This is a genomic window from Streptomyces sp. NPDC056222 (assembly GCF_042264065.1).
In the GTDB taxonomy this organism is placed as follows: Bacteria; Actinomycetota; Actinomycetes; order Streptomycetales; family Streptomycetaceae; genus Streptomyces.
The window spans coordinates 60,735-82,111 of sequence record NZ_JBHJTL010000011.1; the positions used below are offsets into that span (position 1 = coordinate 60,735).

Consider the following 21,377-nt stretch of genomic DNA (forward strand, 5'->3'; position numbering starts at 1 on the left):
CGCTCATGAGCGCGAGCGAGGACCGAAGACCCCTGGTCGACGGGCGTTTCCAACTGATCTCCCGACTGGGCAGCGGCGGCATGGGCACCGTCTGGCGGGCACGCGACGTCGCCCTGCAGCGCGATGTCGCCCTCAAGGAAGTGCGTCCGCCCGACCCGGCCATCGAGGAGGCGAACCCCGGACTGGCCGCGCAACTGCGCGAACGGGCCGTCCGCGAGGCGCGGGCCCTGGCACGGCTCTCGAATCCGCACGTCGTGACGATCCACCACATCGTCGAACCCCAGGACGGCTCGCACCCCTGGATCGTCATGGAGCTCGTCGAGGGCCGCTCCGTCTACGAGCGTCTCGCCGAGGGCCCGATGTCCGTCCCCGAGGTTCTCACCCTCGGGCGGGAGGTCCTGTCCGCCCTGCGCGCCGCGCACTCCGCCGGCATCCACCACCGGGACGTGAAGCCCGCCAACGTGCTGCTCCGCCCCGACGGCAGCGCCGTCCTCACCGACTTCGGCATCGCCGTGCTCAGCGAGGCGACGTCGCGACTCACCGCCACGGGCGATCTGATCGGATCGCCCGAGTTCATCGCCCCCGAGCGCGTACGGGGCGAGGAGGGCAACCCGGCCTCCGACCTGTGGTCGCTCGGGATGCTGCTGTACGTGGCGGCCGAGGGTCACCATCCGCTGCGCCGGGCCACCAGCCTGGCGACCGTGGTCGCCGTGCTCGACGACCCGATCCCCGCACCGGTGAGGTCCGGCGCGCTGACTCCCGTACTCACCCAACTCCTCGTACGAGACCCGGCGTCGCGGCCCGACGGGGCACAGCTGGAACAGCTGCTTGCCGATGCCACGTCCCGGCACTCCGGCACCTGGACCCCGGCGGAAGCGACCCCCGGCGCGTTCGGCCCGCCGCACCCCCATCCCGCGTACACGCCCCGGCCCGCCGCGCAGGCGTGGCCCACCCCGACCGTTCCGTCCCACGCCTCCCCGGCCGTCGGCGGCGGGTTCGGCCCGCCCGCGCATCCCGTACCGCCTCTCGCGCCTTCCCGCCCGCGCCGCCGGACCGCGCTGCTCGCCGCCTCCCTCGCGCTGGCGGTCGCCGTGGCCGTCGTGGGCGTCGTGAATCTGCTGCCCGACGGCGGCTCGGACGGTGCCAAGGGAGGCGCGACCCCGACGAACGCGAACAACGGCCCGACCCGGGGGATCGCCACGGGGCCCAGCACCGCGGCGTCGCAGCCCAGCACCGCCTCCTCGTCCCGCGGAACCCTCCTCACGACGGCCAACGCCCGTGCCGTCATCGAGTCGTTCCGCGAGGTCAGCGGTTCGACGACGATGAAGGAACTGACGATCTACGAGGACTACGCCCTGGCCGAGATCCCGACCCGGCCCGGGGCGAAGACCTATGACGAGTACGAGTACCGCAACGGGGTCGCCCGGAGGACCGGCCCCGGCGGAACCATCGACGGAGCCGACGAGCAGCCGTTCGACGTCTCCGCCATGCCCTGGGACGGCCTTCCCGCGCTGATGAAGCGCGGCGACAAGGAACTGAAGGTCGAGCGTCCGACCATGCGCTACGTCATCGTCAAGGGCTGGACCTTCAACGACGACCGCCCGACGCTGTTCTTCTATCTCATCAACGAGTACAACGCGGTCGGCTACCTCGCCGCCGACAGCAAGGGAAAGGTCGTGTCGAGCCACCCGGCGTCCTGACGGTCCCGCATCGACGCCGAGGAGAGGCGACGAAATCCGCACCTGAAGTAACTCACGACCACTGATTCGTAAGTTACTTCAGGGTTCTGCTTAAAAAAGCATGGCCTGCTGTCTTGCGTGCTGCCGTACCCGTCCGCAAGGATCTGTGTCCGGCCCGGGCCTCCATGGCCCCGGTCCCGCACGCCTCCATGTCTGGATGCCTGGCCGCGCACCGGTAACCCCCGTGCCGCCAGCCGGTGAACCGCCCGATCCGCGCGGCCGCCCGGATGCCCCCTTCGAGGCTCTCCCGCGCGACCCGGCGTCGCGCCTCTCATTCACCTACCCTCAGGCAAGGCAGAGATGGCACCACTGGCCCCGCGGGGACGACCCCGTACCACCACGCATCCGGTGGACCAGGTCCTTCCGCTCCCCACCCTCTCGCTCTACGGCTTCCAGCACGTCCTGGCGTTCTACGCCGGTGCCGTGCTCGTGCCGGTCATCCTGGGGAACAGCCTCGGGCTCTCCCGTCAGGAGCTCGTCTACCTCATCAACGCCGACCTGGTCACCGCCGGGATCGCCACCATCATTCAGGCATGGGGCTTCTGGCGGATCGGCGCACGGCTGCCGCTCGTCCAGGGCGCGACCTTCACGGCCGTCTCGCCCATGATCGCCATCGGGCAGGGAGCCGGTGGCGGCACCGCCGGGCTGCTGGTGGTGTACGGCGCCGTCATCACCGGCGGTGTCGCGACCTTCCTTCTCGCCCCGTTCGCGGGCAGGCTGAGCGCGTACTTCCCCCCGATCGTCACGGGCACCCTCCTCACGGTCATCGGCATCGTCCTCATACCGGTGGCACTCCAGGACGTCGGCGGTGGTGCGGCGCTGAGCGGCGGGCCCCGCTACGGGGACCACGTCAGCCTCGCGTACGCGGGAGGGACGCTCCTGTTCATCCTGCTGGTGGTGCGGTTCGGCGGCCCGTTCCTGCGCAGTGTCGCCGTGCTGCTCGGACTGGTCGGCGGAACGGCCGTCGCCTGGCTGCTCGGAGACGCCGACCTCGGGGCGGTCGAGCAGGCCGACTGGCTCGGCGTCAGCACCCCCTTCCACTACGGGCTGCCGCAGTTCTCGGTCTTCCCCATGCTCGCGATGGTCGTCGTCATGCTCATCACCATGGTGGAGACGACCGGAGACGTGTACGCCATGGGCGAGATCACCGACCGGCACGTCGACGGCGAGACGGTCAGCCGCGCGCTGCGGGCCGACGGCGTCGCCACGGTGCTGGGCGGAGTGTTCAACTCCTTCCCGTACGTGGCGTTCGCGGAGAACATCGGTCTGGTCCGGATCTCCCGCGTCACCAGCAGGTTCGTCGTGGTCGCGGCCGGCGTCCTCATGATTCTGCTCGGCCTCGTGCCGAAGGCCGGCGCGGTGGTGGCCTCCGTGCCCCACCCGGTGCTCGGCGCCGCGGCCGTCGTGATGTTCGGCATGGTCGCCACCGTCGGCATCCAGATCCTCGCCAAGGTCGACCTCAGGCAGGAACGCAACGCCGTCATCCTGGCCGTCAGTCTCGGCGCCGCGATGCTCCCGACCGCCGTCGCACCGTTCTTCGAGCGGATGCCGACCGAGGTACGGGCCGTCCTGGGCAGCGGGATCACCCTCGGCACACTCTCGGCGGTCCTCCTGAACCTCTTCTTCCACGCGTTCGAGAGCCGTCGTAAGCGGGAGGACATCGACTGGGACGGACTGGCCGCGTACGAGGACGGGACGGGTCCGCAGACCGGCACGGCCCGCTGACAACGTCCTGTGCCCGGCGGAGCCCGTAACTCCACGGAAGCGCGCTGCTCCGCCGAGCCGTCACCCGAGGTGATCCGTACATGTCCCACCCTCCGTTCTCTCCCGACCATGCCAGGGCCGCCCGTCTGCGCATCGGCCTGGCTCCCGAACAGGTCGTCGCCGCCATGGGACAGCTGGGCGTGCATCGCCCGGTGGCCGCCGTCCTCTCCTGGGAGGCCGGGGTCGTGGCGCCTTCGGAGGTCGAACTCTTCGCACTGGCCGACGCGTTGTGGTGTGCCGTCCCGGAACTCATGGCGCTGCGACCGAGATCCCTCCGCGAGCACCGGCTGGCCAGGAAGTTCACCGCGGTGAGGCTGGCCCAGCGCATCGGCATGGACGCGGACGCGTACGCACGCGCCGAGCAGGACCACCGCTGGGGCGGAACCGACCGGCAGACCCTGTGCCTCGCGGACGCCCTGGGGCTCGAGCCGGACGAACTGCTGAGCGTCATTCGTCGCGCGGGCGACCTCGACGGCCTGCTCCGCCAGGCCGTCGAAGGCCGTTGGAAGCAGCACACCACCTCGCTCGCGCGGCTGGCCGGCGCACCCGAGCGCCGGGTCGCGCAGGCGCTACGGACCCTGCACCAGGAGTACGCCGCCTTCAACGAGCGCTACATGGGCCATGTCGTCGCCCGCAGCGACAACGCACGGCTGCGGGAGATCGCCACGGAGCGGGCCGGTTGGCTGCACAACCTGACGGACCGCTTCCTCCACCTCGTCGGCCACGACGCCGGACCCTCGCTGTGAGTGGTGGGGGACGGGCGGCTCGAAAAGTCTGTCGCTCCACCTCCCCGCATGGTGCTAGAGACTGTCGACATGGAGTTCTTCTGTTATCACCGAGACAGGCCCGCCTCCGAGGTGTTGCGGCACGAGTTGCTGGAGGACCACTGGTCCTACATGGACGAGTACGCGAAGGAGATGATCGCCCGCGGCCCGACCCTCACCGACGATCGCGAACTGCCCACCGGCAGCGTGCACATCGTCGACCTGCCGGATCCTGCCGCCGCTCGCGCCTTCGCCTTCGACGAGCCGGGCTACCAGGCCGGGATGTACCGGGACGTGATGCTGCGCCGATGGCGCAACCTGCTGGGGCGCACCATGTGGGACTTCCCCGGCGGCCGCGAGGGTGACGATCGCTACCTGGTGCTCGGTCTCGGCTCGGGGCCGGCCGCCGACCTCGCGCTGCCGCCCGACCGGGACGAACTGATCGCGTACGGGCCGCTGCTGTCCGACGACGGCAACACCTGGCTGGGTACGGCCGCGCTGGTGCGCGCCCCGGACGCGGACACGGCCCGCGCCGTTTTGACCCCGGACCGGTACGCCGACATCGAGGTCCACAACTGGCAGTTCGGCGGGCGTCCGTCATGAGCGGTGACGATGATGCCGTTGCGACGTTCACGGCCGCCGACGGGACGGAACTCGCCTACCACGTCAGAGGTGACGGCGAGCCGCTGCTGTGCCTGCCCGGCGGGCCGATGCGCGCGTCCGCGTACCTCGGAGATCTCGGTGGGCTGTCGCAGGGGCGGCAACTGGTCATGCTCGACCTGCGCGGCACGGGCGACTCCGGCATCCCCGCCGATCCGGCCACCTACCGCTGTGACCGGCAGGTCGATGACGTCGAGGCTCTGCGGGAACACTTCGGGTGGGACAGCGTCGATGTCCTCGCGCACTCGGCGAGCGGCGATCTGGCCATCCTCTACGCGGCCCGGTACCCGCAGCGCGTCCGCACCCTCAGCTTGATCGCGGCCCGCGCCCGCGCGCTCGGTGTCGACTTCACCGTCGAGGCCCGGCGCGAGGTCGTCGCCCTGCGCGCGGCCGAGCCGTGGTTCGCGTCGGCGCGCGATGCCTACGAAACTATCTGGTCCGGATCCGCGACCGACGCCGACTTCGACGCCGCCGTCCCCTTCTTCTACGGCCGTTGGGACACCGTCGCCCAGGCTCATGCCGCAGCCGACGTCGAACAGACCAATGAGCAGGCGGGGGACATCTACGCGTCGCCCGGCGCCTTCGACCCTGCCGCTGCCCGCGCCGCCATCGCCCGCTTGGACGCGCCGGTACTGGTACTCGCAGGGGAACTGGACGGCGGCCCGCGCCCTCATGTCGCCGCCGACATCGCGACGTTGTTCCCCCGGGCCGAACTCGCCGTCCAGCCGGGCGCCGGCCACTTCCCGTGGCTCGACGACCCGGCCGCCTTCACCCGGACCGTCACGGCCTTCCTTGCCGAAGGGGATGAATCGATTCACTCGCGCCAGGTCGATATGCGGGGGCTCTCGACCTGACCCTGTTGACGCAACCCGTGCTCCATGCATAATGTCCCGCCCAGGCCATGTGAAACCATTCACTCTCGGGCGGTGCACCATGCAACGCGTCTGTTTCCTCCTCAAGGTCCGTGAGGACCGTCTGGAGGAGTACCGCGAACGCCACGCCGCCGTGTGGCCCGAGATGCTCCAGGCGCTCTCGGCCACCGGCTGGCGGAACTACTCCCTCTTCCTGCGCGACGACGGCCTGCTCGTCGGCTATCTGGAGACCGAGGACTTCCGGGCCGCCCTGGCCGGTATGGAGGCTGCCGAGGTCAACGCCCGCTGGCAGGCCGAGATGGGGCCCTTCTTCGAATCCCTCGACAGCTCACGACCCGACGAGGCGATGAAGCCGCTCACCGAGGTGTTCCATCTCGCCTGACGCCCCTCGCGCCGGAGCGACGTACGCTGCCCGTCGGCTGCCCGACGATACTGTGAAGGCAATCCCGCCGCCCCGTCTCCCAGGAGGTCCCTGTCCGATGGCCCAGCCGGTGGGTATCAAGGACGTCGCACGCGCCGCCGGAGTCGCCGTGGGCACGGTCTCGAACGTCATCAACCGTCCCGACACCGTCGCGCCGGGGACCAGGGAACGGGTCCTCTCGGCGATCGACCGGCTCGGCTACGTCCGCAGTGAGTCCGCGCGCCAACTGCGCGCCGGCCGCAGTCGGATCATGGGGCTGCTCGTCCTCGACATGGGCAACCCGTTCTTCGTCGACGTCGCGAGGGGCGCGGAGCGGGCCGCGCGCGAGGCCGGACTCGGCGTCATGGTCTGCAACAGTGCGCAGAGCCCGAGCGAGGAGGCCGAGTACCTGTCGCTCTTCGCCGAGCAGCGGGTCCGGGGCGTGCTCCTGACCCCGGCCGACGCCACCGGCCGCAACATCAAGGCGTTCCGCCGCCACAAGATCCCCTTCGTCCTCGTCGACCGGGTCGCCGAGGACGCCACCGAGTGCTCGGTCTCCGTCGACGACGTGGCGGGAGGTGCGCTGGCCGTACGCCATCTCGTGGACGCGGGGCACCGCTCCATCGCCTACGTCAGCGGCCCGCCCGGCCTCACCCAGGTGTGCGACCGGCGCACCGGCGCCCTCGACGCGCTCGCCGAGGCCGGCCTCGGCCCGGACGCCCTGCGGGAGCTGCCCACCGAGCGACTCGACGCCGCCGCCGGCCGTGACGCCGGAGCCCGCCTGCTCGGGCTCGCAGACCGTCCGACCGCCGTCTTCTGCGCCAACGACCTGCTCGCCCTCGGAGTGCTGCAGGCCATGTACGACGCCGGCGTCCGCGTCCCCGACGACCTCGCGATCGTCGGCTACGACGACATCGAGTTCGCGGCCGCCGCGGCCGTCCCGCTCACCTCCGTACGGCAGCCCGCCGTCACCATGGGGAGCCTGGCCGCAGAGCTCCTGCTGGAGGAGTCGGAGGCGCAGGCCGGAAAGGGAGAGCACGAGCACCGTCGGGTCGTCCTCCAACCCGAACTGGTCGTACGGCGCTCCAGCCTCTCGGCCCGCTGACCGGGTTCCTCCAGCCGCTCCGCCGCCGATCGGCGGTTGTGCCGTCTCCCACGTCCTCGACCGCGAACAACTCCCGGACGCGCTGACGGAGAAGCACCTCAAGGCAGTCTTCGTCCGCGCCGACGGCTGACGCGTTCCGTCCCCCGTCCACCACCCGGCCACGCCCCGTCCGTGGTGCGAGTCGTCGGTGCGCGTGTGCTGTTCGGTCGGCCTCGGCGGCTCCTTCGTCGACCATCGCCGGCTGGTCGACCCGGCTGCGACGCGTGTCCGGAGTGATCGGTTCCGTGATCACCGTCACTCTGTTGATTCGTGGTCCGTGTCAACCGGACGCCTGGTGCCAGGCGTATGCGTGGTGAAGCGAAAGATCCGGGAGTGAGTGTTGACCGTTGAGGAGTTCGAGGCGTTCTACGAGCAGGCGGTCGCGCGACTCACAGGGCAGCTGTACGTGATGCTGGGCGATCTGCACGAGGCTCAGGACGTCGTACAGGAAGCGTTCGTCAAGGGATGGAGCCGACGGCGGCAGCTCGATCGCGACGGGCAGCCGGAGGCGTGGATCCGTACGGTCGCCTGGCGCCTCGCGGTGAGTCGTTGGCGTTTCCGCAGGCGAGCGTCGGACGCCTGGGATCGCGCGGGCGCCCCGCCGCCCGTCGAGGGGCCGGGCCCCGAGCACGTCGTGCTCATCGACGCGCTCCGTGACCTGCCCGCTCAGCAGCGCCGGACGGTGACGTTGCACTATCTGTGCGATCTGAGCGTCGAACAGATCGCCGGAGAGACGGGGCAGTCCGCCAGCACGGTCAAGACACACCTCGTCCGCGGCCGGGTCGCCCTCGCCGATCGTCTGCAGCCCCGGCACATCGAGGAGGACCCCGGTGCTTGAACCCCAGGAACCACAGGACCCTCTGCGCGAGATGTTCCGGCAGGCAGCCGCCTCGGGACAGTCCCGCGCCCGTGCCGTTCCGGTCGCGCGGATCGCCGAACGCGCCAGACGCGCGCACCGGCGCCGTGTCGCCGTCGCCGCCGGGGCCGCGTGCCTGCTCTTCGCCGGCGGCGGTGTGACCGTGGCGGCTCTCCTGTCGGACACACCGACTCCCGTCGGCCCGGCCACCAGCCCCTCGCCCGATGCGCCGTCTCCCGCGGAGACCACCCGGCCGCCACTGAGCAGCACGACATCGCCGCCACCCACCGGCGAGGGCATCTCCGGCACTCCGTCGGCCACCCCGACGTACCCGTCGGGGCGGGCGACCACCACGGCCCCCTGACGTCCGCGGCCGTTCACCGCGACGCGTCGTCGCGCGATCCGCCCTGCCTTCCCACACCCATGAGAGTCTCTTATGTCTGTGATATCCCCCCGGTCGCGGGAAGAGACGACGTCCGGGCCCCTGCCCTCCTCCCGCCCGGACCCGGTCGTCCGTCGCTCGGCCCGCCTCCGGCTGAGCGCCGAGGACCGGGACGTGCTGTGGCTGTTTCTGCTCACCCGCACAGCCATATGGACCACCGCCTACTGCGCGCGATGGCTCTTCCCCGCCGATGCCGACGCACGTGACCCGGGCTCCGTCCTCGCACCCTTCGAGCGATGGGACTGGGGCCACTTCCTGAACGTGGCGCGCGACGGCTACTTCCCCGCGGGAAACGGCCCATGGGACGCCGACTGGGACAACCGCGAGGCGTTCTTTCCCGGCTTCCCCCTCGCCCTACGCGCCGTACACACCGTCGTCCCGAGCTGGACCGCGGCCGGACTGCTGATCTCCTTCGTCGCCGGCGCCATCGCCGTTCTGGCACTCGCGCGGGTCGCGCGCCTGTACCTGCCCGACGCGGGCGCCGGCCGGCGGACCGTACAGCTCCTGCTGCTCTCGCCGTGCGCGATCTTCCTCGCCACCGGCTACAGCGAGTCGCTCTTCCTCGCCCTCGCCCTGCCGGCCTGGCTCGCGGCCCACCGCCGAAACTGGCCCCTCGCCGCCACGCTGGCCGCCCTGGCCACGACCGTACGCATCAGCGGTCTCTTCGTCGCCGCCGCCCTCGCCCTCCACTTCTTCCTGACCGCCCGCACCCGCGCCGACCGGCGAGCGCTGCCCTGGCTCGCCCTGCCGGCCCTTCCCGCCGTCCTCTACGCCTGGTACCTCCACTCCCACACCGGCGACTGGATGGCGTGGAAACACGCACAGGAACGCGGGTGGTACCGCCAGTTCCACGCGCCGTGGGAAGCCTGGAGCAACACCTGGGAGTCCGCGTTCGACCACGTCCAGACCACCGGCTACGCCTTCATGTTCCAGGCCGAACTCCTGGCCATGGCCGTCGGACTGGCCCTGGCGGCCCTCCTGATCCGACGCCGCCGCTGGCCCGAAGCCGCCTACATCGCCCTGAGCCTGTGGGCGCTCGGCACCTCCTACTGGTACACCTCCATCCCCCGATCCACCCTTCTGTGGTGGCCCCTGTGGATCACGCTCGCCGCCTGGAGCCTGCGCTCACCCCGGTTCAGAACCGCGTACTTCTGCCTCGCCGCGCCCCTGTCGACGCTGTTCGCCCTCACCTATCTGACAGGGCGCTGGGCAGGCTGACACTCCGACGATCTTGATCGGGGTCGGAGGCAACCCCCGGTTGCGGGGCCACGTCCTAGAGAGCGTGATCGAGCTCTACGACTCCGACTCTCCCGGCCCCGACACCGACGAAGAGACCGTGCGCCCGGGCCCGTTCCGGCGCCACGCGCTCTGGGTGCTGGGCATCACCGCCGCCGCGGTGGCGGCGGGGTGGGCCACCTCTCTGTTCCGGATCGGGTCCGAGCAGTACGGACTGCCGCCGGCCGCTCCCGGTGCGCTGTGGCCGTACCTGGCCGCCTGGGCCGGGATCGGCCTCGTCGTGGCGGGGGTCCTGCGGACCGCCGCCGCGAAGGTTCCCGTCTACGCACCCGGACGGATCGCGGCCGCGCTCATCTACGGGGGCACCCGGCTCTCCCTGGGCTGGCGCCCGGAGGCCCCCTTCCTCGCCGGGACGGCCGCGGTGGCGCTGATCGCGGCGGCCGTCTGGTGCGCCCTCGCGCTTCGCTCCCGTCAGCGGGCGCCGAAGGAGTGCACCGCCGTCGAGCGGTAGGCCCGTCCCGGACCACGCCCTGCCGTACAGTGCCCGGCACGGAGCCGCCTTCCTTCCACCGGAGCGGTGCCGGCCGCACCGCATTCGAGCGCTCATTGAGAAATTCCCGCAGAATTTTTCGTACTTTCGGTTATCGAGCGCACGCCTCGCGGTCTCCCGGGTGTTGGGCATCGACAACAGGCAGGACGGACAGGGTGGATCAGGGCATGGGCGCACAGCACGGTACGGAGCTGGTCAGGGCGGCGCAGAGCGGGGATCTGCGGGCACAGGACCGGCTCATCGCCACCTACCTGCCCTTGGTCTACAACATCGTGGGCCGGGCGATGAACGGCCACCACGATGTCGACGACGTCGTGCAGGAGACCATGCTGCGTGCGCTCGACGGGCTGGGCGGCCTGCGCTCGCCGGACAGCTTCCGGTCCTGGCTCGTGGCCATCGCCATGAACGGCATACGCAACCACTGGCGCGCGCAGCAGTCCGGCCTCCGGCCCGATGTCCTCGACGACGCCCGTGACCTCGCCCACCCGGGCGCCGACTTCGTCGACCTGACCGTGGTCCGGCTGAACCTCTCCGGCCAGCGGCGCGAGACCGCCGAGGCGACCCGCTGGATGGAGCCGGACGACAGCGCCCTGCTGTCGCTGTGGTGGCTGGAGTGCGCGGGCGAGCTGACCAGGCACGAGGTGGCGGCAGCGCTCGAACTGACCACGGAGCACACCGCGGTCCGGGTGCAGCGGATGAAGGCGCAGCTGGAGGCCGCCCGCGTCGTCGTACGGGCTCTGTCGGCACAGCCGCTCTGCCCCACGCTGCGGTCCGAGCTCGGCGGGTGGGACGGCCGTCCGTCCGCGCTCTGGCGCAAGCGCATAGCCCGGCACGCCCGCGCCTGCGCGCACTGCGCGGGCCTGTGGAGCGGCCTCGTCCCGGCCGAGGGTCTGCTCGCCGGACTGCTGCTGGTGCCCCCGGCGGGGCTGCTGCTCGCGAGCGTCCGCGAGAGCGCCGGCTTCGGGCTCGCCGCCGCGACCGGGCCGCTGCCGGCGGCGCCGTACGCGAGCGGGGGTCCGGCCGCACCGGAGGGGCCGTACGCGAGCGGCGGTCCGGCCGCGCCGGAGGGGACGTACGAGGCCGCCGTGACGGAGACGGCGCACATGCCCGCCGTGTCGGAGGGAGCGCGCCGGCCCGCCGCGACGGGTGGGCGGCACAAGGCCGGCGGGTCGCGCGCAGCGCAGGGCAGCCGCGGCGACCGCCGCAGGCAGGAGCAGCAGAGGAAGCGCGGTCGTCGCCGTGCCGTCGTCGCCGCGGGTATAGCCGTGGTCGCCGTCACCGGTGGGTCCTTCTACCTGATCACCGGCCCCCAGGACGACGTCGAGGCCCTGGACGCCGTGGACGCGACGCAGGCGGGGGCTCCCGGGGCCGCCCTGTCCGTCTCGCCGTCGCCGACCACCGCCTCCGCCTCGGCCACCGCCTCGAAGTCCACGACGCCGAGCCCGAGCAAGAGCGCTTCCCCGTCCGCGAGCCGGACCGCCACGCCCCGTCCCACGAAGCCGGCCCCCACACGCACCACCTCACCCGCGCCCAAGCCGAAGTCCACGCAGACGACGGGCGGTTCGGGCTCCGACTCCACCGCCGGCGAGGTGGTCGCCATCGTCAACTCCGAGCGCGCCAAGGCGGGGTGTGGTCCGCTGACCGAGAACTCCCTGCTGAACCAGGCCGCTCAGGGCCATTCCGTCGACATGGCGGCACGGGACTTCTTCGACCACACCAACCCGGACGGAGACGGCCCGGGCGAGCGCGTCACGGCCACCGGATACCGCTGGTCGACGTACGGCGAGAACATCGCGATGGGCCAGCGCACCCCGGCGCAGGTCATGGAGTCCTGGATGAACAGCCCCGGCCACCGGGCGAACATCCTGAACTGCTCCTTCAAGGAGATCGGGATCGGCATCCACAACGACGGCGGGCCCTACTGGACGCAGGTCTTCGGAGCGCGCTGACAGCCGGCGGCGCACTTGTCCTCGGTCCCGACGGGTGAGTCCGGCGGGCGTCGCCCGGTCACAGCCATCCGCAGCGCTGCGCCTGCAAGGCCATCTGGAAGCGGTTCGCCGCGCCCAGTCGGGCCATCAGGATCTGCAGGCGGCGGAAGAACGTGCGGCGGCTGATGCCCAGCTCGCGGGCGATGACGTCGTCACTCGCGCCGCCCGCGAGCAGCCACAGCAGGCGGCGGTCGGCCGGTGGCAGGCCGCCCGGAAGGCTCGTGCCGCCGTGGAACGGCAGGGCGTTCTGCCAGGACTGCTCGAAGAGCGCGATCAGTGCGGAGAGCAGACCGCACGGCTGCACGACCAGCATGGTGTTGTGGACGTCGGCCTCCTTGATCGACAGCGACACGAGCGCGTACGCCTCGTCGATGATCACGAGCTTGACCGGCAGCGACGGCAGCACCCTCGCCTGCTCGCCGGCCTCGATGCACGGTTCGATGGCCTCCTTCAGGTGGCCCGGATGCTCCAGCGACTCCCGCGAGTACACGACGCGCTGCCGCACGCCGCGGGCGAGCGTGGCCAGCGCGTCCTCCGTCGCGCCGGGCAGGGGGAAGTACGGCGGCGACTCGAACTGGCGGATCTCGTCGCGGGCGCTGGCCCACGCGTGGCGCATCCTCGGCCCGACGGCGTCCCCGGTGACGACCTCGACGAGATGGTCGTTGTACGCGGCGAGCCGTTGACGCCGGAACGACTCGAACGCGCCACCGACGGCGATGCGTGACTCGTCGAGCTCGGCCGCCCGATGCCGGGCGAGGATCTCCAGGCCCGCCGCGGGCGGCACAGGGGCCACCATGTCCCCGCCCTCCTCCGCGGCACTGGCCAGACCGGCGTCGACGAGAGCGCCGTACGCCGCGGCGAGCTCCGCGTCGCCCAGACGCGCGGCGACCCCGATCGCGCTCAGCGGAGCGGGCGCCAGCTCGAGCAGGGCCAGATAGACCCGGCCCGCGGCCTCGTCGATGCCCAGAAGCCGAAGGGCCTCACCGAGTTTCGCGTTCGTCATGCGTCGCATTATCGACGCACCCCGGGCCGGATGTGGCCGATCCGTGCCAGTGGCACTCCTCGGCCCCCGGCGAGCGCCGCGCGGGCTACTGTCCAGGCGCCGCCCAGGACGGGCGGTCGCGAAGAACCCACCGGGATGAAGGGGCACGCCGTGGCCAAGGGCCGAAAGAACGGTCTGTACGCAGGGATCTCCGACGAACTCTCCGCGCTGATGCGAACGGGCTGGGCGGACACGGAGCGGCACGACCTGCAGCTCGACGAGCAGGCTCCGTACGCCGCCCGCCGCAGGGCCGCGCTCTCCGCGCGCTTCCCCGGCGAGCGCCTCGTGGTCCCCTCCGGGAATCTCAAGGTCCGCTCGAACGACGACACCTACCCCTTCCGGCCGTACTCCGGCTATGTGCACATGACCGGGGACCAGGCCCGGGACGGCGCGCTCGTCCTCGAACCCCGCGCGGACGGCGGCCACGACGCCTACTGCTACCAGCTGCCGCGGGACGCCCGGGACAACGACGAGTTCTGGACCGGCCCCACCGCGGAGTTGTGGATGGGCCGCCGCCGCTCCCTCGCCGAGTCGGAGCGGGTGCTCGGTCTGTCCTGCCGCGACGTCCGCACCGCGGCCGGCGACCTGGCCGCCGCCACGGGCGTGCCGACCCGGATCGTGCGCGGCGTCGACCCCTCGCTCGAGGCCGCCGTCACCACCGACGCCGCGCGCGACGACGAACTGGAAGAGGCGCTCAGCGATCTCCGGCTCGTCAAGGACGCGTGGGAGCTGGCCGAGATGCGCAAGGCCGTGGACTCCACCGTGCGCGGCTTCACCGACGCGATCGGCGAGCTGTCCCGGGCGGTCGCCTCGTCCGAGCGCTGGATCGAGGGCACCTTCTTCCGCCGGGCGCGCCTCGAAGGCAATTCCGTGGGCTACGGCTCTATCTGCGCCGCCGGCGAGCACGCCACGATCATGCACTGGACGGACAACGACGGCCCGGTGCGCCCGGGGGAGCTGCTTCTGTTCGACGCGGGGGTGGAGACGCGCACGCTGTACACGGCCGACGTCACGCGCACGCTGCCGATCAGCGGCACCTTCACTCCTGTGCAGCGCAAGGTCTACGACGCGGTGTACGAGGCGCAGGAGGCGGGCATGGCCGCGGTGAAGCCGGGCGCCCGGTACCGGGACTTCCACGAGGCGTCCCAGCGTCACCTGGCGGAGCGGCTGGTCGACTGGGGGTTCATCGAGGGCCCCGCCGACCGCGCGTACGAACTCGGACTCCAGCGCCGTTTCACGATGGCAGGCACCGGTCACATGCTCGGCCTGGACGTCCACGACTGCGCGCAGGCCAGGAACGACGACTATGTCGACGGGGTGCTCGAGCCGGGCATGGTGCTCACCGTAGAGCCGGGGCTGTACTTCCAGCCGGACGATCTCACGGTTCCCGAGGAATGGCGGGGCATCGGCGTTCGGATCGAGGACGATCTGGTCGTCACCGACGGGGGCCACGAGAACCTGTCGGCGGATCTGCCGCGGTCCGCGGACGACGTCGAGGCGTGGATGGCCCGCATCGCGGGCTGACCGGGACGTGAGAAGGCCCGGTGCCGGACACGGGGGATACCCGGCACCGGGCCACGGTTGAAGATTGTACAAGCCGTCGAGGGGTCCGCACGCCCGGGCGGGTTGTCCACAGGTTCGCCCGGTGGGGCCGGGAGTGTCGGCGGACGCGGCTAGGCTTCAGGAATGGCCCTCTCCGATGCTTCCCCCGAGACCTCCGACGCTTCGCAGGTGCTCCACCGCGTGTTCGGATACAGCTCCTTCCGGGGCGAACAGCAGGAGATCGTCGAGCAGGTCGTCGGCGGTGGCGACGCCCTCGTCCTGATGCCGACCGGCGGCGGCAAGTCGCTCTGCTACCAGATCCCGGCACTCGTCAGAGAAGGCACGGGCGTCGTGATCTCGCCGCTCATCGCGCTGATGCAGGACCAGGTGGACGCGCTGACAGCCCTCGGCGTACGGGCCGGATTCCTGAACTCGACACAGGATCCGTACGAGCGGCAGGCCGTCGAGCAGGCATTCCTCGCCGACGAGCTGGACCTGCTCTACCTGGCCCCCGAGCGGCTGCGCACCGAGGGCACCCAGCGACTGCTCGACCGCGGCACGGTGTCGCTCTTCGCGATCGACGAGGCTCACTGTGTGGCCCAGTGGGGCCACGACTTCCGGCCCGACTACCTCGCGCTGTCCATGCTCCACGAGCGCTGGCCGAAGGTGCCCCGGATCGCACTGACCGCGACCGCCACCGAGGCCACCCACGCCGAGATCGCGGCCCGGCTGGGGCTCGAGGACGCCCGGCACTTCGTCGCCAGCTTCGACCGCCCGAACATCCAGTACCGCATCGTCCCCAAGAACAACCCGACCAAGCAGCTCCTCGAGCTGATCCGGACCGAGCACGCGGGGGACGCCGGCGTCGTCTACTGCCTCTCCCGGGCCTCGGTGGAGAAGACCGCCGCCTTCCTGGTCGAGCACGGTGTCGACGCCGTTCCCTACCACGCGGGCATGGACGCCCGCGCGCGTGCCGAGAACCAGTCCCGCTTCCTGCGTGAGGACGGGGTCGTGGTGGTGGCCACCATCGCCTTCGGCATGGGCATCGACAAGCCGGACGTCCGCTTCGTGGCCCACCTCGACCTGCCGAAGTCGGTCGAGGGGTACTACCAGGAGACCGGCAGGGCCGGCCGCGACGGAGAACCGGCCACGGCGTGGCTGGCGTACGGCCTGCAGGACGTCGTCCAGCAGCGCAAGCTCATCGACGGCTCCGAGGGCGACGAGGCGCACCGCCGCGGACTGGCCGTGCACCTGGACGCCATGCTCGCGCTGTGCGAGACGGTCGACTGCCGCCGCGTGCGACTGCTGGCGTACTTCGGTCAGAAGGGCGAACCGTGCGGCAACTGCGACACCTGCCTGACCCCGGGCGAGTCCTGGGACGGGACCGTCGCGGCGCAGAAACTGCTGTCCACGGTGTGGCGGCTCGCGAAGGAACGGCGTCAGAAGTTCGGTGCCGGTCAGATCATCGACATCCTGCAGGGCAAGAAGACGGCCAAGGTCATCCAGTTCGACCACGACGCCCTCTCGGTGTTCGGCGTCGGGGCCGATCTGAGCACCGCGGAGTGGCGCGGGGTCGTACGCCAGCTCCTGGCGCTGCGGCTGCTTGCGGTGGAGGGCGAGTACGGGACGCTGGTGCTGACGGAGGAGAGCGGCGAGGTGCTGGGAGGCCGCCGCACGGTCCAGCTGCGCAAGGAGAAGGCGGTCCCCGCTGCGGCCCGGAAGGAAGCGCGCTCGGGGAAGGGCGCGCGCGTCCCGGTCGACCTGCCGGCCGCGGCCGTGCCGGTCTTCGAGGCGCTCCGAGCCTGGCGTGCCGCGACGGCGAAGGAGCAGGGCGTACCGGCGTACGTCGTCTTCCACGACGCGACGCTGCGGGAGATCGCGACCCGACTCCCCACCACGATCGCCGAGCTGGGCACCATCGGCGGTGTCGGCGAGGCCAAGCTCACCAAGTACGGCGAGGGCGTGCTCGACACCCTGGGCCAGAGCGACGCTCCCGAGTCCGCACCCGAGGCCCCGGCGGCGGCCGCGTCGAAGGCCTCGGGACCGTTGTTCGACGACGAACTGCCCCCCGACCCGGACGAGGAGATGGAAGAGCCGCCCTGGGACGACTGGCAGTAGGCGGGCCGAGGTCCTACCTCGTCATCGCGCGCCGCAGGCCCACCCGGGCCAGCTCCGTCAGGGCCTCGGCGCGGTCGCGGAAGCCGTGGGCGCCGTAGGGCTCCACCGAGGCGAGCGCCCGGGCCGCTTCGCGCAGGCCGAGTTCCAGCTCCGTCGCGTGCCCGTTGCCCGCCCGGAAGGCCACGCGGCGGGCGTCGGACCACAGGTCCAGGCCCGTGTCATCGGCCGGTTCGCGCCGGGCGCGTACCTCCTGCCAGCCACCGTCCAGCCGCGCCCGCGCCACGTACTCGACCCCGGCACCGTCGGCCTCGACCCTGCCGTCGGCCAGCAGCACCCGGCCACCCCACGGCTCGTGGTCGACGTGTCCCACCAGGCGGGCGCCGGGCGAGGGCGTTCCGTCGGCGGGCAGCGGCAGCTCGACGGTGACGTCGAGGACGAGTTCGGCACCGCCCGCCTCCCCGCGCATCCGTTCCCGGAACCGGACCCCGCGCGGCGGATCCTGCATCACCGTGCAGGTGGTGTCCTTCCGCACGCCCGACGGTTCGGCGGAGCCGAGGTAGTCCCACGCGTCCCGGTAGCCCATCGCCACCAGGGTGTCGGCGGAGATCCGGCCTGCCAGGAACTCCGAGTCGAGCGGCAGCGGATGTCGCGGCCCGATCACATGCAGGGTGAACGGCGGGCCCGTCCTCTCGGCGGCCTCCAATTCGGCGAAGAGCGCCCCGTTGGCGCTCAGCTCGATCATGTGCACGTACTGCTCCAGGGGACCGTCGCCCCAGTACGAGGAGTTCCCGATGCACCACACCAGCCACACCTCGTCGGCGCCGCGACGGAGCGCCTCCGTCACATTGGCGTCCTTGATCCACACCGCGTCGGTCCAGACGCGCGCACCCCGGCGCAGCGGCGGGATGAACAGCGGCAGCGACATGCCCGCGGCCATCAACTCCAGGTCGATGTCCGTGTGCGGCACCGCCACGCACGTCTTCGTGGCGAAGTCGGCCAGGTTGAAGGTCCCCGCCACCGCCGAGGACCGGACCGCGTCGACATCGACGCCGAGGGCGGGCAGGACCTTGCGGACCACCCCGTCGGCGTCGCCGAGTGCGGGCAGCGCCCAGGGCCCCTTGAGATAGTCGCTGAGCGGCAGCAGCGAGCTGAAGTCCCGTACGCGGAGCGCGGACCAGCGCCGCCCCATCTCCGCCGGATCCTGTCCCGAGAGCAGCATCCCGGCGGTCATGATCCCGCCCGAGGTCCCGTCGACATGGTCGAAGGAGATGCCGTGCTCCCGCAGCGCCCGCACCACACCGGTCTGCCAGGCCACCCGCATCCCACCGCCCGCGAGCACCAGGGACCGCTTCATCTCGCGGCCCCCACCGTGCGCACGTTCCCGGCCCGGGACGCCAGTCGGCGCGCCATCAGCCAGCAGAGCAGGGCGGTCGCCAGATCGAAGAAGGCCACGAGGAGGGCGAGCGTCGCGAAGAGGTCCCGGAGGACCCCGATGCCCACCAGCACGAACGCGCCGAACTTCTGCAGCCCCGCCCAGAACAGCAGGTACGGAGGCGGGGCCGGGGTCAGCAGCCCCTGGACCAGGAGCCCGCCCACGACGACCATGAACATGCCGACGGTCGCGAACAGATGCCTGCTGATCCCCGTCGAATCCGCCGACAGCCGGTCCAGCACGAACCCCGGCGCGAACAGCTGGCACGCGCCGGTCAGCACCGTCACCGCGCCGATGAGCACAAGCACAAGACGCAGCGGGTCGCGCGTGACACGGGCCGGCAGCACACTCACTCGAGAGCTCCCAGCAGGTCGCCCTTGGCGACGATGTACCAGACGATCGCCGCCCAGGTGATCGTCGCGCCGACGAAGCGGATGTCGTTGAGCTTCATCCAGCGCACCAGCAGGGGCGTCAGCCCGGCCGGGCCGTCGAACTCCCCGGCCCGGATCCTCTTGTTGACCGGGATGATCAGCTGCTGGCCCACCCAGGTCAGCAGGAGGATGCCGGCCAGGCAGACCGCGGACAGAATGACGTACCACTCGCCCCACTCGCTCCACACCAGCACGATCCCGGAGACGAACATCAGGGGCACGACGACGGTGAAGAACTTGGTCGCCTCGGTCGTGGGCACGCCGAAGTGGTCGTCGACGTTCTCCGGAGTCAGGGTGCGCCAGGTCGGATAGAGGAAGAACCGGAGCACCCACATCGTGCCCATGTACATCGTCGCGCCGAACAGGAAGTACAGCGCGTTGATCAACAGCAGGGTTTCCTTCACGTGTCCGCTCCCACGTCGATACGCGGAGGAGCGGGCCAGTCCTCCGACAGTCCGAGTCCGACGACGCTGTCCAACGGCTCCCCGTAGGTCCGCCCCGGGGTCTCGCTCGTGAGGAACCAGCACTCGAAGTGGTCGTCGAGCACGCCCTGGGCCGACGGCAGAAAGACGGTGAACAGCGGGTCCTCGGCGATCCCCAGCTCGTGCAGCCCGGCGACCTGCGGCGCGTCACCCACGACCAGGCGTGCGCGGGCCCGCCTGCCGAACGCGATGTCGGCCGGTCCGTCGAGGTAGATGAACGACTTCATGAGCATCCCGCGGAACGCGCAGTAGTTCACCGCCCCCACCTTCAGCGGCAGCGCGGTCGCCGGCGGGCGTTCGATCTCGATGTACATCCCGAGCCGCCCGTCGACCTCGTACTGGCTCGACACCGCCGAGTCGCCGACCTTGAAGTCGAGATGGGCCCGGTGCTTGGGCATCCCCCAGATGCCCTTGCCGCCCTTGACCGAGATCTCGCTGCTCACCGGCAGGTCCACGACGTACTGTCCGGTGCCGAAGGTGCCGCGCAGCAGCCCCGGCAGCAGCGGTGGAGCCGGTCGCGCCCCGTGCGTGCACGCGATCGCGATCGAGTACTCGATGTACCTGCCGATGTCCGTACGCAGGTAGTTGACGACCGTGACGAGGAGCAGCCCCTTGCCGCCGGGCAGCGCCAGGGGGTGCAACTCGCCGCCCGGCAGCATCCGGGCGGCCGCCGCGCGGTCGATGGGGAACGCGGCCATCAGGGCGGGCGTGTCGATTGAGTCGACGGGCAGCTCGAAGGGGATGCCGTCGACCAGGGCGTGGCGTCCGGCGAGCCGGCGCTGCCGGCGCGGCACCGGTGACGGCACGGCCGACAGCCCCTGCCGGGCAAGGCGCAGGATCCGATTCATCGGGCGAGCTCCTCAAGGATCAGCGGGTACGTGTCGGTCGCCGCGCGGCGGCCCAGGAACACGTCGAGGTGGCCGTAGCCGGGCAGCATGTGCAGGGTGTCGCGGCCGGGTCGGTGTCTGTTCAGGAAGTCGTACGTGCGCTGCTGGCTCTCGGCCAGGAAGCACCGGTTGTCCTCGCCCGCGAAGAGCGCGATCCGCGCGTCGGTCCGCGGTGCCCGGTCGGCGAAGGACCGGGGGAGTCCCTCGATGCCCTCCGTCGACACCAGCTGCCCGGCGCGGATGCACCGGTTCATCTGGGCGAAGAACGTCATCGGTACGTCGGCGAACTCGCCGCGGATCCAGTCGTGCGTCGTCTCGTCGAGGTTCGCGTGGGACCAGAGGGCCGGCCACCCGCTGCCGTACGTGAAACTGACCATGCGGCACACCGAGTTCCGGCACTCGGGGTGCGTCGCGCGGACGAACCACACCATCAGCCGGGAGAGAGGGCCTGCCGGCCGGTCTCCCCAGGCCGGCGAGATGGAGGGCATCAGGCGGCCGACGACCGGCGCGAGGCGGGCGATCTTGAATGTCGAGAGGCCGGGGACGACCGGGTGCAGCGACACCGCGTTGCTGACCACCGTCTCGACCTCGGGGAGCAGGCCGGCCGACAGGGCCATCATGAACGACGTCGACCCCTGGCAGTGCACGACGGCCTTCAGCCGGTCCTTGCCCGTCGCCCTCAGCACGTGCGCCACCGCCGCGGGATGGTCGTACGCGGCCGCCTGGTCCAGCGTCCAGGGCACCGGATCGAGGTCGATCGACGCGCGCCAGTTCAGCAGCCAGACGTCCCAGCCTTCGTCGATCAGCGCGTCGACGAAGGTGCGCCGCAGCGGTGGCCGGAACAACTCGGCCCGCACCCCGGCACCGTGCACGACGAGGACGGGACCGCGGGTGGGCGGGCGGCTGCCCCGTACATGCACCAGCGTCAGCGGACGTCCGTCGAGCGCGGTCAGCGGCCGCACCTCGGTGATGTGGTCACGGCGGGTCGTCGGCCGGGGCGGCGCGCCCGGCTCGGGTGTGCCGGTCAT

General features: G+C 71.5%; 20 protein-coding genes. 14 read left to right on the forward strand and 6 right to left on the reverse strand.

Features of this window, described 5'->3' with window-relative positions; all coding sequences use genetic code 11:
* Positions 1-5 precede the first annotated feature (5 nt).
* The 12 genes from ACFC0D_RS08150 (at position 6) to ACFC0D_RS08205 (ending at position 12,376) form a co-directional block, all read left to right on the forward strand.
* Complete coding sequence (locus tag ACFC0D_RS08150; protein ID WP_376432341.1) at positions 6-1,700, forward strand: protein kinase; 1,695 nt, start codon at positions 6-8, stop codon at positions 1,698-1,700.
* A 387-nt stretch (positions 1,701-2,087) separates the two neighbouring features.
* A complete protein-coding gene (locus tag ACFC0D_RS08155) occupies positions 2,088-3,464 on the forward strand; it encodes a nucleobase:cation symporter-2 family protein (RefSeq protein ID WP_376432343.1) in 1,377 nt (458 codons plus the stop codon).
* A gap of 80 nt (positions 3,465-3,544) precedes the next feature.
* Positions 3,545-4,249, forward strand: coding sequence for a helix-turn-helix transcriptional regulator (locus ACFC0D_RS08160; protein WP_376432345.1), 705 nt, complete (start codon positions 3,545-3,547; stop codon positions 4,247-4,249).
* A 69-nt stretch (positions 4,250-4,318) separates the two neighbouring features.
* Positions 4,319-4,870, forward strand: coding sequence for a YciI family protein (locus ACFC0D_RS08165; RefSeq protein ID WP_376432347.1), 552 nt, complete (start codon positions 4,319-4,321; stop codon positions 4,868-4,870).
* On the forward strand, positions 4,867-5,781 hold the full coding sequence (locus ACFC0D_RS08170; RefSeq protein ID WP_376432350.1) for an alpha/beta fold hydrolase: 915 nt from the start codon (positions 4,867-4,869) through the stop codon (positions 5,779-5,781). Before ACFC0D_RS08165 ends, ACFC0D_RS08170 begins: the two co-directional genes overlap by 4 nt.
* 79 nt (positions 5,782-5,860) lie before the next feature.
* Complete coding sequence (locus ACFC0D_RS08175) at positions 5,861-6,181, forward strand: L-rhamnose mutarotase (protein WP_376432352.1); 321 nt, start codon at positions 5,861-5,863, stop codon at positions 6,179-6,181.
* 97 nt (positions 6,182-6,278) lie between these two features.
* Positions 6,279-7,304 carry a LacI family DNA-binding transcriptional regulator gene (locus ACFC0D_RS08180; RefSeq protein ID WP_376432355.1) on the forward strand — a complete coding sequence of 342 codons (1,026 nt, stop codon included), beginning with the start codon at positions 6,279-6,281 and terminating at the stop codon, positions 7,302-7,304.
* Between the two features lie 379 nt (positions 7,305-7,683).
* Positions 7,684-8,181: a SigE family RNA polymerase sigma factor gene (locus ACFC0D_RS08185; RefSeq protein WP_376432357.1), complete on the forward strand. Its 498-nt coding sequence runs from the start codon at positions 7,684-7,686 to the stop codon at positions 8,179-8,181.
* The gene (locus ACFC0D_RS08190) at positions 8,174-8,563 is read left to right on the forward strand and encodes a hypothetical protein (RefSeq protein WP_376432359.1); all 390 of its coding nucleotides are present in this window, start codon (positions 8,174-8,176) and stop codon (positions 8,561-8,563) included. The genes ACFC0D_RS08185 and ACFC0D_RS08190 overlap by 8 nt, the downstream gene beginning before the upstream one ends.
* 72 nt (positions 8,564-8,635) lie before the next feature.
* Positions 8,636-9,859: a mannosyltransferase family protein gene (locus ACFC0D_RS08195; protein ID WP_376432361.1), complete on the forward strand. Its 1,224-nt coding sequence runs from the start codon at positions 8,636-8,638 to the stop codon at positions 9,857-9,859.
* A 64-nt stretch (positions 9,860-9,923) separates the two neighbouring features.
* Positions 9,924-10,388: a hypothetical protein gene (locus ACFC0D_RS08200; RefSeq protein WP_376432364.1), complete on the forward strand. Its 465-nt coding sequence runs from the start codon at positions 9,924-9,926 to the stop codon at positions 10,386-10,388.
* 206 nt (positions 10,389-10,594) lie between these two features.
* Positions 10,595-12,376, forward strand: a complete 1,782-nt coding sequence (locus tag ACFC0D_RS08205) for a sigma-70 family RNA polymerase sigma factor (RefSeq protein WP_376432367.1) — start codon at positions 10,595-10,597, stop codon at positions 12,374-12,376.
* Between the two features lie 58 nt (positions 12,377-12,434).
* Here ACFC0D_RS08205 and ACFC0D_RS08210 read toward each other — a convergent pair whose 3' ends face one another.
* On the reverse strand, positions 12,435-13,418 hold the full coding sequence (locus ACFC0D_RS08210; protein WP_376432369.1) for a LuxR family transcriptional regulator: 984 nt from the start codon (positions 13,416-13,418) through the stop codon (positions 12,435-12,437).
* A gap of 150 nt (positions 13,419-13,568) precedes the next feature.
* Between ACFC0D_RS08210 and ACFC0D_RS08215 the strand changes: the two genes are divergently transcribed.
* On the forward strand, positions 13,569-14,981 hold the full coding sequence (locus ACFC0D_RS08215; protein ID WP_376432371.1) for an aminopeptidase P family protein: 1,413 nt from the start codon (positions 13,569-13,571) through the stop codon (positions 14,979-14,981).
* A gap of 162 nt (positions 14,982-15,143) precedes the next feature.
* Complete coding sequence (gene recQ / locus ACFC0D_RS08220; RefSeq protein ID WP_376432373.1) at positions 15,144-17,117, forward strand: DNA helicase RecQ; 1,974 nt, start codon at positions 15,144-15,146, stop codon at positions 17,115-17,117.
* Between the two features lie 13 nt (positions 17,118-17,130).
* Here the strand turns inward: recQ and ACFC0D_RS08225 are convergent, their stop codons facing one another.
* The 5 genes from ACFC0D_RS08225 to ACFC0D_RS08245 are packed head-to-tail and all read right to left on the reverse strand — an operon-like array spanning position 17,131 to position 21,377.
* Positions 17,131-18,471, reverse strand: a complete 1,341-nt coding sequence (locus tag ACFC0D_RS08225; protein WP_376432375.1) for a patatin-like phospholipase family protein — start codon at positions 18,469-18,471, stop codon at positions 17,131-17,133.
* Entirely contained in the window at positions 18,468-18,902 is a 435-nt protein-coding gene (locus tag ACFC0D_RS08230) for a hypothetical protein (protein ID WP_376432377.1), read from the reverse strand. The genes ACFC0D_RS08225 and ACFC0D_RS08230 overlap by 4 nt, the downstream gene beginning before the upstream one ends.
* The gene (locus tag ACFC0D_RS08235; RefSeq protein ID WP_376432379.1) at positions 18,899-19,384 is read right to left on the reverse strand and encodes a hypothetical protein; all 486 of its coding nucleotides are present in this window, start codon (positions 19,382-19,384) and stop codon (positions 18,899-18,901) included. Before ACFC0D_RS08235 ends, ACFC0D_RS08230 begins: the two co-directional genes overlap by 4 nt.
* Positions 19,381-20,310, reverse strand: a complete 930-nt coding sequence (locus tag ACFC0D_RS08240) for an acetoacetate decarboxylase family protein (protein WP_376432381.1) — start codon at positions 20,308-20,310, stop codon at positions 19,381-19,383. Before ACFC0D_RS08240 ends, ACFC0D_RS08235 begins: the two co-directional genes overlap by 4 nt.
* Entirely contained in the window at positions 20,307-21,377 is a 1,071-nt protein-coding gene (locus ACFC0D_RS08245; RefSeq protein ID WP_376432383.1) for a hypothetical protein, read from the reverse strand. The genes ACFC0D_RS08240 and ACFC0D_RS08245 overlap by 4 nt, the downstream gene beginning before the upstream one ends.

Excerpts from the sequence above, each read along its gene's own strand:
- ACFC0D_RS08150 (WP_376432341.1), top strand. The coding sequence starts at position 6 with ATGAGCGCGAGCGAGGACCGAAGACCCCTGGTCGACGGGCGTTTCCAA.
- ACFC0D_RS08160 (WP_376432345.1), top strand. The coding sequence starts at position 3,545 with ATGTCCCACCCTCCGTTCTCTCCCGACCATGCCAGGGCCGCCCGTCTG.
- ACFC0D_RS08165 (WP_376432347.1), top strand. The coding sequence starts at position 4,319 with ATGGAGTTCTTCTGTTATCACCGAGACAGGCCCGCCTCCGAGGTGTTG.
- ACFC0D_RS08170 (WP_376432350.1), top strand. The coding sequence starts at position 4,867 with ATGAGCGGTGACGATGATGCCGTTGCGACGTTCACGGCCGCCGACGGG.
- ACFC0D_RS08175 (WP_376432352.1), top strand. The coding sequence starts at position 5,861 with ATGCAACGCGTCTGTTTCCTCCTCAAGGTCCGTGAGGACCGTCTGGAG.
- ACFC0D_RS08180 (WP_376432355.1), top strand. The coding sequence starts at position 6,279 with ATGGCCCAGCCGGTGGGTATCAAGGACGTCGCACGCGCCGCCGGAGTC.
- ACFC0D_RS08195 (WP_376432361.1), top strand. The coding sequence starts at position 8,636 with ATGTCTGTGATATCCCCCCGGTCGCGGGAAGAGACGACGTCCGGGCCC.
- ACFC0D_RS08205 (WP_376432367.1), top strand. The coding sequence starts at position 10,595 with ATGGGCGCACAGCACGGTACGGAGCTGGTCAGGGCGGCGCAGAGCGGG.
- ACFC0D_RS08210 (WP_376432369.1), bottom strand. The coding sequence starts at position 13,418 with ATGACGAACGCGAAACTCGGTGAGGCCCTTCGGCTTCTGGGCATCGAC.
- recQ (WP_376432373.1), top strand. The coding sequence starts at position 15,144 with ATGGCCCTCTCCGATGCTTCCCCCGAGACCTCCGACGCTTCGCAGGTG.
- ACFC0D_RS08225 (WP_376432375.1), bottom strand. The coding sequence starts at position 18,471 with ATGAAGCGGTCCCTGGTGCTCGCGGGCGGTGGGATGCGGGTGGCCTGG.
- ACFC0D_RS08240 (WP_376432381.1), bottom strand. The coding sequence starts at position 20,310 with ATGAATCGGATCCTGCGCCTTGCCCGGCAGGGGCTGTCGGCCGTGCCG.
- ACFC0D_RS08245 (WP_376432383.1), bottom strand. The coding sequence starts at position 21,377 with ATGACCGGCACACCCGAGCCGGGCGCGCCGCCCCGGCCGACGACCCGC.